At 69.0% G+C, this 16,239-nt stretch carries 15 protein-coding genes; 12 read left to right on the plus strand and 3 right to left on the minus strand.

The genetic code is table 11. The features are described 5' to 3' along the window. The 11 genes from ACFWF2_RS30745 to ACFWF2_RS30795 all read left to right on the plus strand — a co-directional run. A partial coding sequence (locus ACFWF2_RS30745; protein ID WP_379310980.1) for a diiron oxygenase occupies window positions 1-540 on the plus strand: 540 nt, incomplete at its 5' end. 93 nt (window positions 541-633) lie between these two features. Continuing rightward, window positions 634-945: a type II toxin-antitoxin system Phd/YefM family antitoxin gene (locus ACFWF2_RS30750; protein WP_379310981.1), complete on the plus strand. Its 312-nt coding sequence runs from the start codon at window positions 634-636 to the stop codon at window positions 943-945. Next, a complete protein-coding gene (locus ACFWF2_RS30755; protein ID WP_379310982.1) occupies window positions 942-1,319 on the plus strand; it encodes a hypothetical protein in 378 nt (125 codons plus the stop codon). The genes ACFWF2_RS30750 and ACFWF2_RS30755 overlap by 4 nt, the downstream gene beginning before the upstream one ends. 155 nt (window positions 1,320-1,474) lie before the next feature. Next, on the plus strand, window positions 1,475-2,110 hold the full coding sequence (locus ACFWF2_RS30760; RefSeq protein ID WP_379310983.1) for a hypothetical protein: 636 nt from the start codon (window positions 1,475-1,477) through the stop codon (window positions 2,108-2,110). Window positions 2,111-2,216: 106 nt separating this feature from the next. Further along, window positions 2,217-2,708: an ArsR/SmtB family transcription factor gene (locus tag ACFWF2_RS30765; RefSeq protein ID WP_378846611.1), complete on the plus strand. Its 492-nt coding sequence runs from the start codon at window positions 2,217-2,219 to the stop codon at window positions 2,706-2,708. Window positions 2,709-2,806: 98 nt separating this feature from the next. Beyond that, on the plus strand, window positions 2,807-4,432 hold the full coding sequence (locus ACFWF2_RS30770; RefSeq protein WP_379310984.1) for an acyl-CoA synthetase: 1,626 nt from the start codon (window positions 2,807-2,809) through the stop codon (window positions 4,430-4,432). A 136-nt stretch (window positions 4,433-4,568) separates the two neighbouring features. After that, the gene (locus tag ACFWF2_RS30775) at window positions 4,569-6,227 is read left to right on the plus strand and encodes an acyl-CoA synthetase (RefSeq protein WP_379310985.1); all 1,659 of its coding nucleotides are present in this window, start codon (window positions 4,569-4,571) and stop codon (window positions 6,225-6,227) included. Window positions 6,228-6,283: 56 nt separating this feature from the next. Continuing rightward, on the plus strand, window positions 6,284-6,844 hold the full coding sequence (locus ACFWF2_RS30780; RefSeq protein WP_379310986.1) for a hypothetical protein: 561 nt from the start codon (window positions 6,284-6,286) through the stop codon (window positions 6,842-6,844). Between the two features lie 272 nt (window positions 6,845-7,116). After that, entirely contained in the window at window positions 7,117-8,586 is a 1,470-nt protein-coding gene (locus ACFWF2_RS30785) for a PepSY-associated TM helix domain-containing protein (RefSeq protein WP_379310987.1), read from the plus strand. Window positions 8,587-8,702: 116 nt separating this feature from the next. Then, the gene (locus ACFWF2_RS30790; RefSeq protein ID WP_379310988.1) at window positions 8,703-9,410 is read left to right on the plus strand and encodes a hypothetical protein; all 708 of its coding nucleotides are present in this window, start codon (window positions 8,703-8,705) and stop codon (window positions 9,408-9,410) included. Window positions 9,411-9,463: 53 nt separating this feature from the next. Continuing rightward, window positions 9,464-11,044 (plus strand): alkaline phosphatase D family protein, encoded by a 1,581-nt coding sequence (locus tag ACFWF2_RS30795; RefSeq protein ID WP_379310989.1) that lies wholly within the window; start codon window positions 9,464-9,466, stop codon window positions 11,042-11,044. Between the two features lie 16 nt (window positions 11,045-11,060). Here the strand turns inward: ACFWF2_RS30795 and ACFWF2_RS30800 are convergent, their stop codons facing one another. The 3 genes from ACFWF2_RS30800 to galK all read right to left on the minus strand — a co-directional run bounded on the left by ACFWF2_RS30800 (window position 11,061) and on the right by galK (window position 14,307). After that, window positions 11,061-11,309: a hypothetical protein gene (locus ACFWF2_RS30800; RefSeq protein WP_379310990.1), complete on the minus strand. Its 249-nt coding sequence runs from the start codon at window positions 11,307-11,309 to the stop codon at window positions 11,061-11,063. A 12-nt stretch (window positions 11,310-11,321) separates the two neighbouring features. Then, window positions 11,322-13,034: a sodium:solute symporter family protein gene (locus tag ACFWF2_RS30805; protein ID WP_379310991.1), complete on the minus strand. Its 1,713-nt coding sequence runs from the start codon at window positions 13,032-13,034 to the stop codon at window positions 11,322-11,324. Between the two features lie 151 nt (window positions 13,035-13,185). Continuing rightward, on the minus strand, window positions 13,186-14,307 hold the full coding sequence (gene galK, locus ACFWF2_RS30810) for a galactokinase (RefSeq protein ID WP_379310992.1): 1,122 nt from the start codon (window positions 14,305-14,307) through the stop codon (window positions 13,186-13,188). Between the two features lie 297 nt (window positions 14,308-14,604). On the opposite strand from galK, the gene ACFWF2_RS30815 reads away from it, so the two are divergent. After that, window positions 14,605-16,107, plus strand: a complete 1,503-nt coding sequence (locus ACFWF2_RS30815) for a diguanylate cyclase (RefSeq protein WP_379310994.1) — start codon at window positions 14,605-14,607, stop codon at window positions 16,105-16,107. Window positions 16,108-16,239: the final 132 nt, after the last annotated feature.

Consider the following 16,239-nt stretch of genomic DNA (forward strand, 5'->3'; position numbering starts at 1 on the left):
ATCGACCGCAAGCTGACGATGGCCATCTGGCCCGCGGTGAAGTACTTCCCCGAGCTGTTCTTCACGATGATCCTGGGCGGCGAGGAGCCGATCGATCACCTGCAGAAGTCGCTGCTGCGCGCCGGTGTCGACCTGCATCCGATGGTGCAGCGCGTGATGCAGATCCACGTGGCCGAGGAAGCCCGGCACATCTCCTTCGCCCACGAATACCTGCGGCGCAATGTGCCCGGCATGAACCCGATCATGAAATCGGTTCTGTCCGTTGCCTTCCCGATCGCCATGCGGGTGATGCTCGACATGATCATGACCCCGCCCAAGGAATTCGTGGAAAAGTTCGGCATCCCGGACGAGGTCATGCGCGAGGCCTACTGGAGCGGCGCGGAATCGCAGACCACGATGCGCAACATCTTCGGCGACGTGCGCGCCCTGGCCACCAACAGCGGCCTGATGAACCCCGTCTCGAAGCTCACCTGGCGCCTGCTCGGCATCGACGGCCCGGTCACCCGGTATCGCAGCGAGCCTGCCCGCAAGGCCGCCTGAGGTCAGCCGCGACGGCCCGCCGGCTTCCGGTCCGGCGGGACTCGTCAGCACCGGACCGGGAGCCGGACTGTACACACCGATGTACAGTGAGATATGGCCGATTACGAAACTGTGCCGTTGACCGAGTTGCGTGGCCAGCTCGGCACTGTTCTCGACGGGGTGTCCGCCAGCGGACGGCCGGTGATCGTGACGCGGGAGGGGAAGGAATTGGTCGCGGTGGTACCTGCTGAGGTGTTGCGCCACGGGGCATTGCCCCCCGCGTACTTCAACGACGATCTGCGCGAGCAGATCCTCGGCGGGCTCGACGACCGGATCAAGCGGCATTCCGCGGACGAGATCGCCGACGCGGAGGCCAAACTGGACAAACTGATGAGCGCGCTGGACGGTACAGGCGCCACCCGGTGAGCGTCGCCGACCACACCGCATTGACCTCGCTCGCCCTCTCTCCCCTGTTCGGGCAGGTGATCATGCGGCAGTTCACCCAGCAGCGCCGGATCATGGTGGTGCCGACGGTGAGCTTGATGGCCGCGATGCGCGCCGTCGACAACATCGACGAGCTCGGGCGCCTGCTCGACAATCGCGTCGCCGTGCGCTGGGCCGAACTGGACGCCGCGACCGCGATCCGCACCGGCACCACCGTGCCGATGGCCGACGACCACACCGAATGGCCGCTCGTCGCGCCCGTGGTGTTCACCGCCCAGCACCTCGATATGCCGGTGCTCACCGCCAAACCCGAGTTGTACCGCGGCTACAAGGTGCAGATCGCCACGATGCCGTGAGTCCAGGGGCGTGATCGAGGACACATCCCGCGTCCGATACGGTGCACCGGTGACCGATGGCCGCGCGGGTGATGCGCGGTATTCCACCGGCCGACAACAGAGCTGACGATTCACCCAGGGAAAGCGGTACCAGGAACACTCGAGGAGAGCTGGTTATGCATCATCTGAGTTTCATGCGTCGCTTCACCACCGCGGTGGCCGCCACGTCGGCCGCCGTCGCCGTCGTCTTCGCCGCCCCAGCGGGCGCGGAACCGGCGCCAAAGACCACGGTCGACGTGGCCGCGGCCGTCGCGCAGTTGCGCACCACCGTGGCGGACAACCCGGGCGCGCTCGCCGCACTCGACAAGCTCGTCGACAAGGGCACGATCGACGTGGCGCTGCCCGCGCAGCCGTTCCAGATCCCCGCCACCTCCGATATCGGCCAGAACGGCGGCGGCGCGGGTGTTTACGGGTCGGGCATCGCGCTCGACATCAACGGCTTCCGGCTCGGCTTCTTCGGCGGACCCGGCACCATCTCGCCCACCCAGACCGGCGCCAAGCTCGAGGTCATCTGGCTGAACCTGTCCACCGGGCAGAGCGGGACCGCGATCCTGGCCGAGCACCAGGACGTGCCGGTCGACACGACGATCCGCACCGCGTCGCTGAACACCGGTGGCGGACTGGTCGTCGCGGCGGTGTACGGCAACCTGTGGCACCGCTGGTCCGTGCCGGTCGACGAGGCGCACCCGGACGGGTACGCCTACAAGCTCGGCACCATCCAGCAGCCGTCTTTCGGCGCTGTCACGCGATAGTCTCCCGCTCGCGCACGCACCCCGGAATCACGGTTCCGGGGTGCGTCGACGTTTTCGGCCCGCAAGCTTGCAGCGCAAGGGGTTCGGAGTGGCGTAGGTTTGCCGCGTGGATCTGGTCGACCGACTCGAAGAACTGGAACGGCGGGTTGCCGCCCTGGAGCAGCCAGGAGGTGGCGACGCGCAGCTGCCGTGGGCCGTCGCGCGGCTGCGCAAAGAATTCGACGACGCCGGGGTGCGCAACGGCGGCGTACTGCTGGCCGGGGCGCTGCAACTGCCGACCGGTGAACGACTCGACTGGCAGGCACAATTCGCCACCGATGCCATCGTCGGCGACGTCTGGACCATCGAGGCCGCCAATTGCCTCGCCGTCCTGGCGAATCCGGTGCGGCTGCGGTTGCTGCGCGAGATCGTCTACGGTCGCCGCACCGCCGCCGACCTGGCCGCCATCGAGGAACTGGGTACCTCGGCCGAGATCTACCAGCACCTGCGGCAGCTGGCCGCGGTCGGCTGGCTGCAGACCGCGGGGCTCGGCCGTTTCGAGGTGCCGGAGGGCAGGCTCGTCCCGTTGCTCGCGGCCCTGGCGAGCGCGCAGCGCTGATCGGGAAGTGTCCTAATTGCCCGTTTAGAAAGCTGTGATGCAGGGCACATCGACTGCTACCGTGAGCATCCAGAGACCGATGCTGTGGAGGTAGCCGAGTGAACGTGAGCCATCTGCTCGAAACTGTGAAGGCGCTCGGAGTGCTGCGGTCACGCGGCGTCACCGACCCGACGAAGCCGGTCGAGACCCTGCGGACGATGAAGGAATCCAAGATCTACGGCCCGCAGGCCACCCTCGTCCGCCACTCCGCCCGGGTCGCGCCCGATCAAGTCGCGCTGGCCGACGAGCGCGGCGAGCTGACCTACCGGGAACTCGACGAGCAGTCGACGGCGATCGCGCGCGGCCTGCACGACGCGGGCATCGGCGAGGGCATGGTGATCGCGGTGCTGGCGCGCGACCACCGCGGGCTCATCATGTCGATGATCGCCGCCGGCAAGCTGGGCGCGCGGATCGCGCTGATGAACACCGGCTTCGCCAAGCCGCAGTTCGCCGAGGTGTGCGAGCGCGAGAAGGTCCGCGCCGTGCTGCACGACAGCGAGTTCATCGGCCTGCTCGACGCGCTGCCCGCCGACCTGCCGCGCTTCCTGACCTGGGTCGACGAGGGCGCCCAGCTGCCCGAGGGCGCCGCCACCTTCGACGACCTCATCGCGGGCAACTCCACCGAGCCGCTGCCCGCGCCGAGCAAGCCGGGCGGCTTCATCATCCTCACCAGCGGCACGACCGGCCTGCCCAAGGGCGCCCCGCGCACCAAGGTGACACCGATGGCGACCGCGCAGTTCGTCGACCGGGTGCCCTTCCCCAAGCGGGGCGTCATGATGATCGTCTCGCCGATCTTCCACAGCACGGGTCTCGGCACCTGGCTGGTCGGCACCATCCTGGCGAACAAGATCGTCATGCGCCGCCGCTTCGACGCCGAGGCCACCCTGGCCGCGATCGCCGAGCACAAGGTCGAGATGCTCGTGTGCGTGCCGACGATGCTGCACCGGCTGACCGAACTGCCCCCCGAGGTCCGCGCCAAGTACGACACCTCCTCGCTGAAGGTGATCCTGTTCGCCGGATCGGCACTCTCGCCCGAGCTGTGCATCCGCGCCACCGAGGCGTTCGGTCCGGTCCTCTACAACCTCTACGGGTCGACCGAGGTGGCCATCGCGACGATCGCGAACCCGGCCGAGCTGGCCGAGGCGCCGGGCACCTGCGGCCGCTCGCCGATCACCTGCGAGGTCCGCCTCTACGACGAGAACGACCAGCGGGTCACGACACCGGAGACCGCGGGCCGGATCTTCGTGCGCAGCGGCGCGCCCTTCGAGGGTTACACCGACGGCCGGAACAAGCAGATCATCGACGGCTTCATGTCCAGCGGCGACCTCGGGCACTTCACCCAGAGCGGGCTGCTCATGGTCGACGGCCGCGACGACGACATGATCATCTCCGGCGGCGAGAACGTCTTCCCGCAGGAGGTGGAGAACCTGCTGGTCGAGCGGCCCGACGTGTTCGACGTCGCGGTGGTCGGCGTCGACGACGTGGAGTTCGGGAAGCGGCTGCGCGCCTTCATCGTCCTCGAAGAGGGGCACAGCACCGACGCCGCCGCGATCCAGGCGCACGTCAAGGAGAATCTGGCCCGCTACAAGGTGCCGCGCGAGGTGGTCTTCGTCGACGAACTCCCCCGCAACGCGACCGGCAAGATCTTGCGGCGAGTCCTCATCGATTATGAGGTGTCACAGTGAGGTCGGGGGCCTGAGAGACAGAGCACAACCGGCCCGGGATGCTTGCTACTGTTAGCATCAGCACTGGATCTCGATGACGCGGTCCGGCCCCACGGGTGTTCGTCGTCGTGGGATCGGTCTGCCGGAAGGCTGTTCGATGTCTCTGTCTCTGCCCGCGCTCGGTGGAACCGCCCGGCGCGCCGGTGATTTCGCGCTCGGCGTCAAAGTGATGATGGATCGCAAGCTGTTCAATCCGCTGCGCCTCGATCACGCCGCCCGCTCGTTCCGCAATGTCTCCAAGTTCGGCCCGTTCGCCGGCGTGGTCATGCACGCCGCGCAGACGCGGCCGGACGCGGGCGCCATCGTCGACGAGCGCGGTGAACTCACCTTCGGCACGCTCGACGAGCAGTCCAATGCCCTGGCCCGTGGGCTGCGGGCGAGCGGGATCAACGAGGGCGATGTGGTCGCGGTGCTGGCCCGCGACCACCGCGGCATGGTGCTGAGCCTGCTCGCCGCGGGCAAGCTCGGCGTGCGCGCGGTGCTGATGAACACCGGTTTCGCCAAGCCGCAGTTCGCCGATGTGGCCGCGCGCGAGAAGGTCAAGGCGGTGCTGCACGACAGCGAGTTCGTCGATCTGATGAGCGCCATCCCCGCCGACATCCCGCGCATCCTCACCTGGGTCGACGAGGCCGACGGCGTCGACGCGTCGATCCCGACCGTCGAATCGCTCTCGGCCGGTCGTTCGGTCACGCCGCTGACCCCGCCGAGCAAGCCGGGCGGCATGGTGATCCTGACCAGCGGCACCACCGGAACGCCCAAGGGCGCCCCGCGCGACAAGGTGAGCCCGTTCGCCTCCGCGCAGTTCGTCGACCGGGTACCGCTGCCCGACAACGGCACCATGATCATGGCCGCGCCGATCTTCCACGGCACCGGCCTGTCGCAGTTCACCCTTGGTCTCGCGCTGGGCAACCGGGTGATCTTCCAGCAGCGCCGGTTCGATCCGGAGAAGACCCTCGCCAATATCGCGCAGTACCGGGCGGATTCGCTGGTCGTCGTCCCGACGATGCTGCAGCGCATCCTCGATCTGGACGAGCAGATCCTGGCGAAGTACGACCCGAAGACCATCAAGGTCATCTTCGCCGCCGGCTCGGCCATCGCGCCCGACGTGGTGACCCGCACGCTGGACTACTTCGGTGACAGCCTCTACAACCTCTATGGCTCCACCGAGTGCGCCGTGATGACGGTGGCGACCCCGGCGGACCTGCGCAAGGCACCGACCACCGCGGGCAAGGCGCCGGTCGGCATCCGGATCGTGCTGCTCGACGAGAACCGCAAGCCGATCACGGCGCCGAATGTCACCGGAACCATCTTCGTCGACAACGGTTTCGCGTTCAGCGGCTACACCGACGGCCGGACCAAGGAGATGGTCGACGGCATGATGTCCAGCGGCGACGTCGGCCATTTCGATGCCGACGGGCTGCTCTACATCGACGGCAGGGACGACGACATGATCGTCTCCGGTGGCGAGAACGTCTTCCCGCTCGAGGTGGAGAACCTCATCGCGGGCAGGCCGGATGTGTTCGAGGCTGCGGTGGTCGGCGTCGACGACCGCGACTACGGCAAGCGGCTGCGCGCGATCGTGGTTCCCGGTCCCGACTCGGCGCGCGACGCCAAGGAGATCAAGGAGTACGTCCGCGAGAACCTGGCCCGCTACAAGGTGCCGCGCGAGGTGATCTTCGTCGACGAACTGCCCCGCAACGCGACCGGCAAGTTGCTGCGCAAGCCGCTGATCGAGATGGATTTCGACGAGGCGTGAGCCTGCCTGTCCCGGTACCGGCCGAGCGGCCGGTACCGGTCGTCTAAAATCAGCCGGTGATCATCGAGTTCGAGCAGGCGTCCGCGCCGTCGCGTGCCGTCGGCGCGCGGCTGCGCGGTGCCTGCGCCGGCTCGATGTCGGGGGCGCTCTCGCTGGCCGCTCACGGACTGGCTTCCGGTGGCGCGCTGCCCGGCAGCACCACCGTCGTGCTGCTGGCCGCTGTCTCGGCGGTCGTCGGCGCGGTGGTCGCGGGTATTCGCCCGTTGCGCGACGGAGCGATCGGATTGGCCGCCGTGCTGCTGGGCGGTCAGCTGCTCGGCCACACGACCATGAGCTGGTCCGGGCATGCCCATCACGGTGACGACTCGCTCGGTCTCGGCATGCTCACCGCGCACGTCGTCGCCGCGACCCTCGCGGCCGTGATCATCCTGGGTGCCGAGGCCGCTTATCGGATCGGCAGCGCCGCGCTCGCGCGGATCCTGCCGCTGCGCTACCGCTCCCCCCGCATTCCCGACCCGGCGCCGCTGCGCCTGGTCCACCGCGACCGCGTCATCCTGCGGATCTTCGCCGCGCAATCGCCGCGCACCCGCGGTCCGCCGCTCGCGATTCCTTTCTGACACCTTCCCTTACCCGGTGCACGGCCTTTCGCCGTGCGCTGTCCGCGCGACCGCGACGGCTCGATCGGCAACCCCACGATGCGCACACGCGCAGTCGCCGACGGCACGCCGGCGCGGCCGATCCTTGGGCCAACCGAGTTCAGACGTCGGTTCACCGACCGCGCACTCCGCCGGACGCAGTCCTTGCGACCGGTCACGGAGTCGCGGTCAGCGCCGCGTACCTGGACCGATCCGCGCGCACCGGGTTTCCAGTACTCCAGAAACGAATCATCATGAGCATCACGGACACCCGTCCGACCGAGGAACCCGCCTCGGCGCCACCGGAATCCGGTGGACGGTCACACTCCGGCGCCCGCCGGGGCCTGCGCCTCTACCCGCTGGCCATGCGCCTGCACTTCTACGCGGGGATCTTCGTCGCCCCCTTCATCCTGATCGCCGCGCTCACCGGCGCGCTGTACGCGATCGCGCCCACGATCGAGGGGTTCGTCTCCCGCGACCTGCTGCAGGTCGACACGGCCGGCCCCGAGCAGGCGCTGTCGGCGCAGGTCGGCGCGGCGGTCGCCACCAAACCCGACCTGACCCTCGTCGCCGTGGCACCGGCCCCGAGCGATGGCGAGACCACCCGCGTCCTGTTCAACGACCCGGCCCTCGGCGATTCCGAACGGCTCTCGGTATTCGTCGACCCGCACACCGCACAGCCGGTCGGCGAGGCCGTCGTCTACGGCAGCGGTGGCGCGCTCCCGTTGCGGACCTGGATCAGTGAGTTCCACCGCAGCCTGCACCTGGGCGAGACCGGCAGGCTCTACAGCGAGCTGGCCGCGTCCTGGTTGTGGGTGATCGCCCTGTTCGGCCTCGTGCTGTGGGTGCACCGGGTACGCAAGCGGCGGGCGAAGCGATCGGCGCAGTGGCTGCTCGCGCCGGATCTGTCCGAGCCAAAGCGGCGCAAGCTGAACTGGCACGGCGCCATCGGCTTCTGGATCCTGCCCGTGGTGCTGCTGCTGTCGGCGACCGGCATCACCTGGTCGACCTATGCCGGTGAGAACGTCACCAAGCTGCGCGAAGAAATGAGCTGGACGACCCCCAAGGTCGACGTGAAGCTGCCCGGCGCGGCCGGTCCCGCGCAGTCCGCGGGCGGCGATCATCACAGCGCGGGTCACACCGCGCCCGCGCCGGTCGACGCGGGCGCCCGGATCGCCCAGCTCGACTCCGTCTGGGATATCGCCCGCGCGAACGGCATCACCCAGGCCGCCGAGATCGCGATCCCGGCGAAGCCGGAGAGTGCGTTCGCCATCAAGGAACTGCGCAAGCCCGGCACCTACACCATCGACTCGGTCGCGATCGATGGCGCCACCGGCTCCGTCACCGACCAGCTCGCCTGGGCCGACTGGCCGCTGATGGCCAAGCTGACCAACTGGGGCATCGCCTTCCACATGGGTCTGCTGTTCGGGCTGCCGAACCAGTTGCTGCTGCTCGCGGTGGCGCTCGGCCTTGGCGCGATGATCGTGCTCGGCTACCTGATGTGGTGGCAGCGGCGGCCGACCCGCAAGTCGAACCGTTTCGCGGCAGGCGCGCCACCGCGTCGTGGCGTGCTACGCAAGACCTCGCTGTGGATCACCGTGCCGCTGCTCGCGGCGGCCGTGGCGGTCGGCTGGTTCGTCCCGCTGGTCGGGCTGAGCCTGCTCGGCTTCCTGATCGTCGACGTCGCGCTCGGCCTCGCCGCGCGCGCCCAGCCGTCAGCCTGACCCACTCCCCCACACGGCGCAGCGACAGCGCTTCGCCGACAACCACTTTCCCGCTGCCGGGTGCCGTCGCGATGACGCGTGCCCGCAGACGCTCGCATTCGATGAAGGAATCACCCATGAAGACCACCACGATCGCCCTCGCCACCGCCGCCCTGCTGACCGCGGGCACCGTCGCCGCCACCACGGCGCACGCGGCGCCGGACACCGGCCAGGCGCCGATCAACTTCACCGCCGAAGCGGTCGACGGCGCCTCGCTCATCAGCACCGACGCGGGCTCGCTGGTCGCCGAGGACGGTGCGTTCAAGGTCAAGGCCGCCGACGGCACCACCGTCGCCGCGACCCCCTTGCACTTCCGGCTCGACGACTTCGAGTTCCCGATCGCCGCCGAGATCACCGGCCGCACCGCCACCCTCACCCCGCAGCTCGACCCGGCCAAGGCCGTGTACAAGCCGGTGGCGCTGCCGTTCGAGAACTCCGCGCCGTGGAAGACGGAGTACGACCGCGAGAAGGACGCCTGGAGCCGGATGACCGCCACGATCAGCCTCGGCGCCTCCGTCGGCGCGCTGGTCGGCGGCCTCGGCGGTGCGGCCGTCGGCTGCGTGCTCGGTGGCATCCTGTCCGGCACCGTCATCATGGCGACGATCGTCGGGCTGTTCGGCCCGTTCCTGCCCGCCGCGGCGGTCGGGTGCATCGCGGGCGCGCTGGTCGCGGGTCCGGTCGGTGCGCTGGCCGGGCAGATCTTCATCGCCGCGCCGGTCGCGGTGGGTGCGGCGATCCAGTACTTCACCACGATCAACGCGCCGTTCACGCCGCCCGCCAAGTAGCGCGATCACCGCATTCCTCGCGCGCCGGGTGCGAAACCGGACAGAATCGACACATGGTGGTCTCCCGTCGACAACTCCTGCGCTACGGCGTGACCGGTTCGGTCGCGGCCCTGGTCGGGGTGTCGGCGGTGAGCAGTGCCAGGTTCCCGGCACCACGGCGGCTCGGCGAGCTGTTCTCCCTCGGTGTCGCCTCCGGGGAACCGACGCCGGACGGCGTGGTGCTGTGGACCCGCCTCGCACCTGATCCGCTCGCCCCGGACGGTTACGGCGGGATGCCGTTGGCCGCGGTGACCGTCGACTACGAGGTCGCCGAGGACGAACGCTTCACCAAGGTCGTGGCCACGGGCTCGGCGGTGGCGACCCGCGCGCTCGGCCACAGCGTGCACCCCGAGGTCTCCGGGCTGGCGCCGGACCGGTGGTACTACTACCGGTTCCGGGCCGGCTCGGAGATCTCCCCCACCGGACGCACCCGCACCGCGCCCGCGCCGGGCAGTCCGACCAGCCGGATGCGGTTCGCCTTCGCGTCCTGCCAATCGTGGAGTTCGGGCTACTACACCGCCTACGAGCATCTCAGCGCCGAAGACCTCGACCTGGTCGTGCATCTGGGCGACTACATCTACGAGACCTCCTGGCTGCTCGCGCGGCGCGGCGCGCACCTGCCAGCCCAGCTCGAGGGCGAGGCCGTTGACCTGGCCGGATACCGGCTGCGCTACGCCCAGGCCAAGTCGGAAGCGCCGCTGCGGGCCGCGCACGCGGCGTTCCCCTGGCTGGTCACCCTCGACGACCACGAGCTCGACAACAACTGGGCAGGCGTGCATCCCGGACTCGGCTTCGACGTGCACCGGCTGGCGCCGATGTTCCGCAGGCGCAAAGCCGCCGCGTTCCAGGCGATGTACGAGCACCAGCCGATGCGCCTGGCGCAGGTGCCCGCAGGGCCGAGCATGCCTCTGCACCGCCGCTACCGCTTCGGCGATCTGGCCGAGTTCACCATGATCGACACCAGGCAGTACCGCTCCGCGCAGGCCTGTGGTGACGGCAAAGCGGTCACCGGCTGCTCCGAGCGCTACGCCACCGATCGCACGATCCTCGGTGCGGCGCAACGGGACTGGCTCGTCGACGGACTGGCCACCTCGTCCGCTCGCTGGCAGGTGCTCGGCAACCAGGTCGCGATGGCGCAATCCGACTACGACCCGGGACCGGAGCTGCTGCTCGGTACCGATGCCTGGGACGGCTACATCGCCGACCGCAACACGGTGCTCGGCACCGCCGCCGACCGCGCGGCGGGCAACCTGGTCGTGATCACCGGTGACCGGCACGAGAACTACGTCGCCGACCTGCGCCGCGACTATCAGGACCCTGAATCACCGGTCGTCGCCACCGAATTCACCGGCACGTCCATCACCACCGGTGGCGACGGCGCCGACATCAGCGACGCAGGGCGGGCACTGCTCGCGGCCAACCCGGACATGAAGTTCTACAACCGGCAACGCGGCTATGTACGAGTGGAGCTGGATCATCAGCTGTGGCGCAACGACTTCCGGGTTGTCCCGTATGTCACCCGCCCCGGCGCACCGGTCACCACCCGGGCGAGTTTCGTCGTGCAGGACGGTATTCCGGGCGCCGTCCAGGCGTGACGTACCCGGGCACACGTCAGCGATCGGGGTCGAAATCCTCCAGCGTCAGCTCCGGGTTCGCGGGGACCTGTACCGGCCGCAGCAATGCCCAGCCGATGAACACGACGGCGACCCCGAGCATGCCGAGGCCTGCCCACAGGTTCACATCGATCCCGCCGGTCTTGGCCTCCTGCGCGGCGGTGTCCTGCACCAGCGAGGTGATCACCAGGACGACGCCGTAGCTGCCGAGGAGCGCGCCGATGATGGTGCGGATATCGAAAAGCATTGCCCTGACTCCTTATCCGACGACGATGTTGAGGGTGATGACCAGCACGAGCGCGATTCCCGCGAGCAGGACCGGGCGCTGGTACCACGGCAGCGTGTCCGCGTCGGCGTCGGTGCGCAGCGCCTTCGGTGTCTCGGAGTACACCAGGCCGACCAGTTCCGCGGCGGGTTTGGGCCTGGTCACCAGGGTGACCGCCACGCTGACGGCGATGTCGACCACGAAGGCGGCGCCCGCGGCGACGAAGCTCGCGCCCTGACCGGACAGGCTGGTCACGCCGGTCTCGTTGAGCAGGAACACGAAGACCGCGGCCAGCGTGCCGCTGACCAGCCCGACCCAGCCCGCCGTCGGCGTCATCCGCTTCCACAGCATGCCGAGGATGAATGTCGCGAACAGGGGCGCGTTGAAGAAGCTGAACAGGGTTTGCAGGTAGTCCATCATGTTGCTGAAGCCGCCCGCGATGAACGCGGTGAAGATCGCCGCGATCGTCGCGCCGATCGTCGCCAGCCTGCCGATCTTCAGGTAGTACCCGTCGGGGCGGTCCTTGCGGACGTACTGCTGCCACAGGTCGTAACTGAACACGGTGTTGAACGCGGAGACATCGGCCGCCATACCCGCCATGAACGCCGCGAGCAGACCCGCGAGGCCGACACCGAGCAGACCGTTCGGCAGCACCTCTTTCATCAGGAACAGCAGTGATTGGTTGTAGGTGACGTCGCCCTCGAAATCGGGATTCGCGGTGACCTGCTGCTTGTACTCGATCATCTGCGGCACCAGTACCGCGCTGATCATGCCGGGAATGACGACGATCAACGGAATGAACATCTTCGGGTACGCGCCGATGATCGGCGTGCGCTGCGCCGCCGAAATCGAGTGCGTCGCGAGTGCGCGCTGCACCTCCACGAAATTGGTTGTCCAATAACCGAAGGAGAGCACGAATCCCAGGCCGAACACGATGCCCATGATCGAGGCGAAATTGTCGGTGAACCCGCTCATCGCATTGCCTGGCCAGGTCTGCAGCTGGTCGGCGCCGCCGGGTGAGGCGGTCACCTTGTCCTTGAAGCCGTCCCAGCCGCCGACGCGGTGCAGGCCGACCAGGGTCAGCGGCAGCAGCGCCGCGACGATCACGAAGAACTGCAGCACCTCGTTGTAGATCGCCGCCGAGAGCCCGCCGAGGGTGACGTAGGAGAGCACGATCACCGCGGCGACGACCACCGAGATCCACAGCGGCCAGCCGAGCAGCACATTGAGGATCGTGCCGAGCAGGTAGAGGTTCACGCCCGCGATCAGTACCTGGGCGAGTGCGAAGCTCAGGGCGTTCACCAGGTGCGCGCCGGTGCCGAAGCGCCTGCGCATGAACTCGGGTACCGACCGCACCTTGGAGCCGTAGTAGAACGGCATCATCACCACGCCGAGGAACAGCATGGCGGGGACGGCGCCGATCCAGAAGTAGTTGAACGTCGGGAAACCGTACTGGGCGCCGTTGGCCGACATGCCCATGATCTCCACCGCGCCCAGATTGGCGGAGATGAACGCCAGGCCGGTCACCCAGGCGGGCAGCGACCGGCCGGAGAGGAAGAAGTCGACGCTGGTCGACACCCGGCGCCGGGCGATCAGCCCGATGCCGAGAACGAAGACGAAGTACAGGGCGACGAGCGCGTAGTCGACGGGATCGGCATCGAGACGCAAGGTCGACGACGCGTCGAGAGTGGAAACGGCAAGCGGCACAGTGTGTCCCTCCTGGCCTGGAACCGGGCGGCGCACTGGCGTCGTTGGCGACGGCGCGGGCCGCGTCGCCCGCCGAACGTTTTCGGGGTGCTTCCACTGTGCGCTCTTGTGTCCCAGGTCACATGCCGAACCGGGATTAGTGAACTTCTGTTCAGTCCAGTCTGTGTGCCCCCGCGGCCGGTTCGACGGTGAAGATCCGGGGTACCGCGAAACCCGCTGCCGCGAATCGCTGCTCGATCCGCGCGGCGACACGGTCGGTGCCCGCGCGGTCGACCAGGGCCACTACGCTGCCGCCGAAACCGCCGCCGACCATCCGCGCGCCGTGGGCGCCCGCGTCGACGGCCGCGTCGACCGCGAGGTCGAGGGCGGGCGCCGACACCTCGAAGTCGGCCCGCAGCGACCGGTGCGAGGCCGTGAGCAGCGCTCCGACGGCACGCGGGTCGGCGCCTGACCGCAATTGGTCGACTACCGCGAGTACCCGCGCGTTCTCGGTGACCACGTGGGTCGCCCGTCGCCGCAGCAGCGGGTCGTCGAGGCGGGCCAGGTCGGCCTCAGTGGCGTCGCGCAGTGCGCGCACCTCCAGCGCGGCGGCGGCCGCCTCGCACTGCGCCCTGCGCTCGGCGTATCCGCCGTCGGCCAGGTCGTGCGGATGGCCGGTGTCGGCGACGACGAGCGCGAGGTCCGCCGCTGCCAGGTCGAACGGAATCTGCTCCGCGGCACCGGGTTCGGGGCCGTCGGATGCGGTGAAACCGCGCACGTCGAGGAACAGCGCGTGACCTGCGGTGCACAGGATCGAGGCCGACTGGTCGAGGACACCGGTCGGGACTCCGGCGAATCCGTTCTCCGCGGCGTGGGCGATCTCGACGAGCGCGCGATCGGTGAGGCCGGGTGCGAACAGATCGCGCAGCGCCACCGTCACCGCGCAGCACAGCGCGGCCGAGGACGACAGACCCGCACCGATCGGCACCGCACCGTCGACATCGAGGCGCACCCCCGCGACCGGATGCCCGCCGCGCACGAACTCGTACACCACACCGAGCGGATAGCGCGCCCACGCAGGGACCCGATCACGCTGCGCCACAAGCTCATCGACGGCAACGACGACAACCTCGCCGGGCCGCTGGGCCGAGGTGAGACGCACCTGTCCGTCGCCGCCAGGCTCGGCCGCGCAGACGACACCGAGCGACAAGGCTATGGGCAGCACGTACCCGTCGTTGTAGTCGGTGTGCTCGCCGATGATATTGACCCGGCCCGGTGCGATCCACCTGTCCACTCGAATTCCCTTCGCTGCTCGCCCGCCGCGTGATCCCAGCACACACCGCCGCTCGCCGGTGCGGAACATCGGGTGCCGAATCGATATCCGGCAATGCCGTCAAGGGCGCGACAGCCGACCACGGAACGTGTCATGATCGACTGAGTTGTAAAGGTTTTGAGCGCCGGCGCCGCCGGCTGGGAATTCTGCTCGGACGACAACACTCGGTACTCCCCGGCCGACGCCCCGCGCGAGAATTCACCGGCCTTCCGTTCGATCGGCGCTCGTCGCGTGCGCAGCAAGATCGAGGGGGTGTCGATGACCATCAGCGAGACATGCAATGGGAGCCTGCGCTGGTGTGCGGTCCTGGTCGGCTCGGCGGGGGCCGTGCTGATCGCGCCACTGTTCGGGGCGCGGTCGCTGTCGTTTCTGCTGCTCGTCGTCATCGTCGCGGGCAGTCTGGCGATGATCGGCGTCGGCCTGTACAGCCACCGGCCCGCCCATCGGCTGCCGTGGTATCTGCTGGCAGCCTCTGTTCCGCTGTTCGCCGCAGGCACCGCGATACGGGAACTCGGCGTGCACGCGTCCTGGCATCCGGTCGACGATCTGTGCACCGTGGCCGCCTATCTGTGTCTGGGGCTGGCCGCGGTGGGCTGGCTGCAACCGCGGCGGCTGGTCGGCACCCGCGATCTGTGGCTCGACTCGACCCTGATCGGGCTCAGTGCCCTGCTGGCGTCGTGGACGTTCCTGATCTCGCCGATCCTGCGCAACCCCACCGGTTTCGACACCGTGCTGGCCGCGAGCTATCCGGTGATCGACGCACTGCTGCTGACCGTGCTCGCGCATTCGCTGGCCACGGTGGTCCGCACCGAGACCTCGCTGCGGCTGCTACAGGCGGCGCTGATCGCGGTGCTCGTCGGCGGTCTGATCGAAAGTCTCACGGCGGCAGGCACCGTCATCGTCGGCAGTGAATTCGCGCTGGTGCCGCAGCAGTGGGCGTACCTGCTGGCCGGGCTGGCCGCGCTGCATCCGACCATGGGCGCGACGCACGCGGCCGACGACGTGCACCCGCATCGCTCCCGCAGGCGCGCCGGGGTGATCGCGGTGGCGCTGGTGGCCGCCTCGCTGGTCAGTGTCGTCGGCGCCGACCTCGGGGCAGGCGACCGCGTGGTGATCTGTCTGCTGCTCACCCTGCTGCTGGTCGGGGTCCTTGTGCGCAGCGAACGCGCCATCGCCCGCAGCCTGCGCAGCGAACGCCGGGCCCAGTACCAGGCCGACCACGATCTGCTCACCGGCCTGTTCAACCGGGCCGCGCTGCTGCGCGCACCGCACCGGCACCGCCGCGAGTGGGCCGGAAAACCGTTGTGCCTGTTGTTCATCGACCTCGACGGTTTCAAGATGGTCAACGACAGCTACGGACACGCGGTGGGCGACGAGCTGATCGCCGAAACCGCCGCCCGCATCCGCCGCACCACGCGGCGCACCGATGTCACCGCCCGCTACGGCGGCGACGAGTTCGTCGTCCTCGCCACCCGATCCCGCGCCGAGGCCGCCGTGCTCGCCCAGCAGCTGCTCGGCGCGTTCGTCCGCCCGTTCGACCTGAGCTGCGGCGAGATCCCCATCACCGCCAGCATCGGCGTCGCCTGCCTGACCACCCGCCCGACCGATTCCACGGTCTACGACCTGATCCGCGAAGCCGATGCCGCGATGTACCACGCGAAGGAGTACCGGCTGGGCCTCGCGTTCTACGACGGCCTGCGCAAGACACCAGCCCACCGCGCGATACTCCACGCGGGAAACCGAAGCAGCACAGCCGTGTAAGTGGTGACGGACCTCCCCACCCAGCCCCGCACGCCCCGACCTCGAGGAGGGGCAGGCCGCGCAGCGGCCGTCGCGGCCGTCCCGCCGGTCAGGCGCCGTTGCGTACGCGACGAAGGAGCAAGCAACGGTGCC

The organism is Nocardia sp. NPDC060259, assembly GCF_042728775.1.
Taxonomy (GTDB): Bacteria; Actinomycetota; Actinomycetes; order Mycobacteriales; family Mycobacteriaceae; genus Nocardia.

Excerpts from the sequence above, each read along its gene's own strand:
- ACFWF2_RS30750 (WP_379310981.1), top strand. The coding sequence starts at position 634 with ATGGCCGATTACGAAACTGTGCCGTTGACCGAGTTGCGTGGCCAGCTC.
- ACFWF2_RS30760 (WP_379310983.1), top strand. The coding sequence starts at position 1,475 with ATGCATCATCTGAGTTTCATGCGTCGCTTCACCACCGCGGTGGCCGCC.
- ACFWF2_RS30775 (WP_379310985.1), top strand. The coding sequence starts at position 4,569 with ATGTCTCTGTCTCTGCCCGCGCTCGGTGGAACCGCCCGGCGCGCCGGT.
- ACFWF2_RS30785 (WP_379310987.1), top strand. The coding sequence starts at position 7,117 with ATGAGCATCACGGACACCCGTCCGACCGAGGAACCCGCCTCGGCGCCA.
- ACFWF2_RS30790 (WP_379310988.1), top strand. The coding sequence starts at position 8,703 with ATGAAGACCACCACGATCGCCCTCGCCACCGCCGCCCTGCTGACCGCG.
- ACFWF2_RS30795 (WP_379310989.1), top strand. The coding sequence starts at position 9,464 with ATGGTGGTCTCCCGTCGACAACTCCTGCGCTACGGCGTGACCGGTTCG.
- ACFWF2_RS30800 (WP_379310990.1), bottom strand. The coding sequence starts at position 11,309 with ATGCTTTTCGATATCCGCACCATCATCGGCGCGCTCCTCGGCAGCTAC.
- ACFWF2_RS30815 (WP_379310994.1), top strand. The coding sequence starts at position 14,605 with ATGACCATCAGCGAGACATGCAATGGGAGCCTGCGCTGGTGTGCGGTC.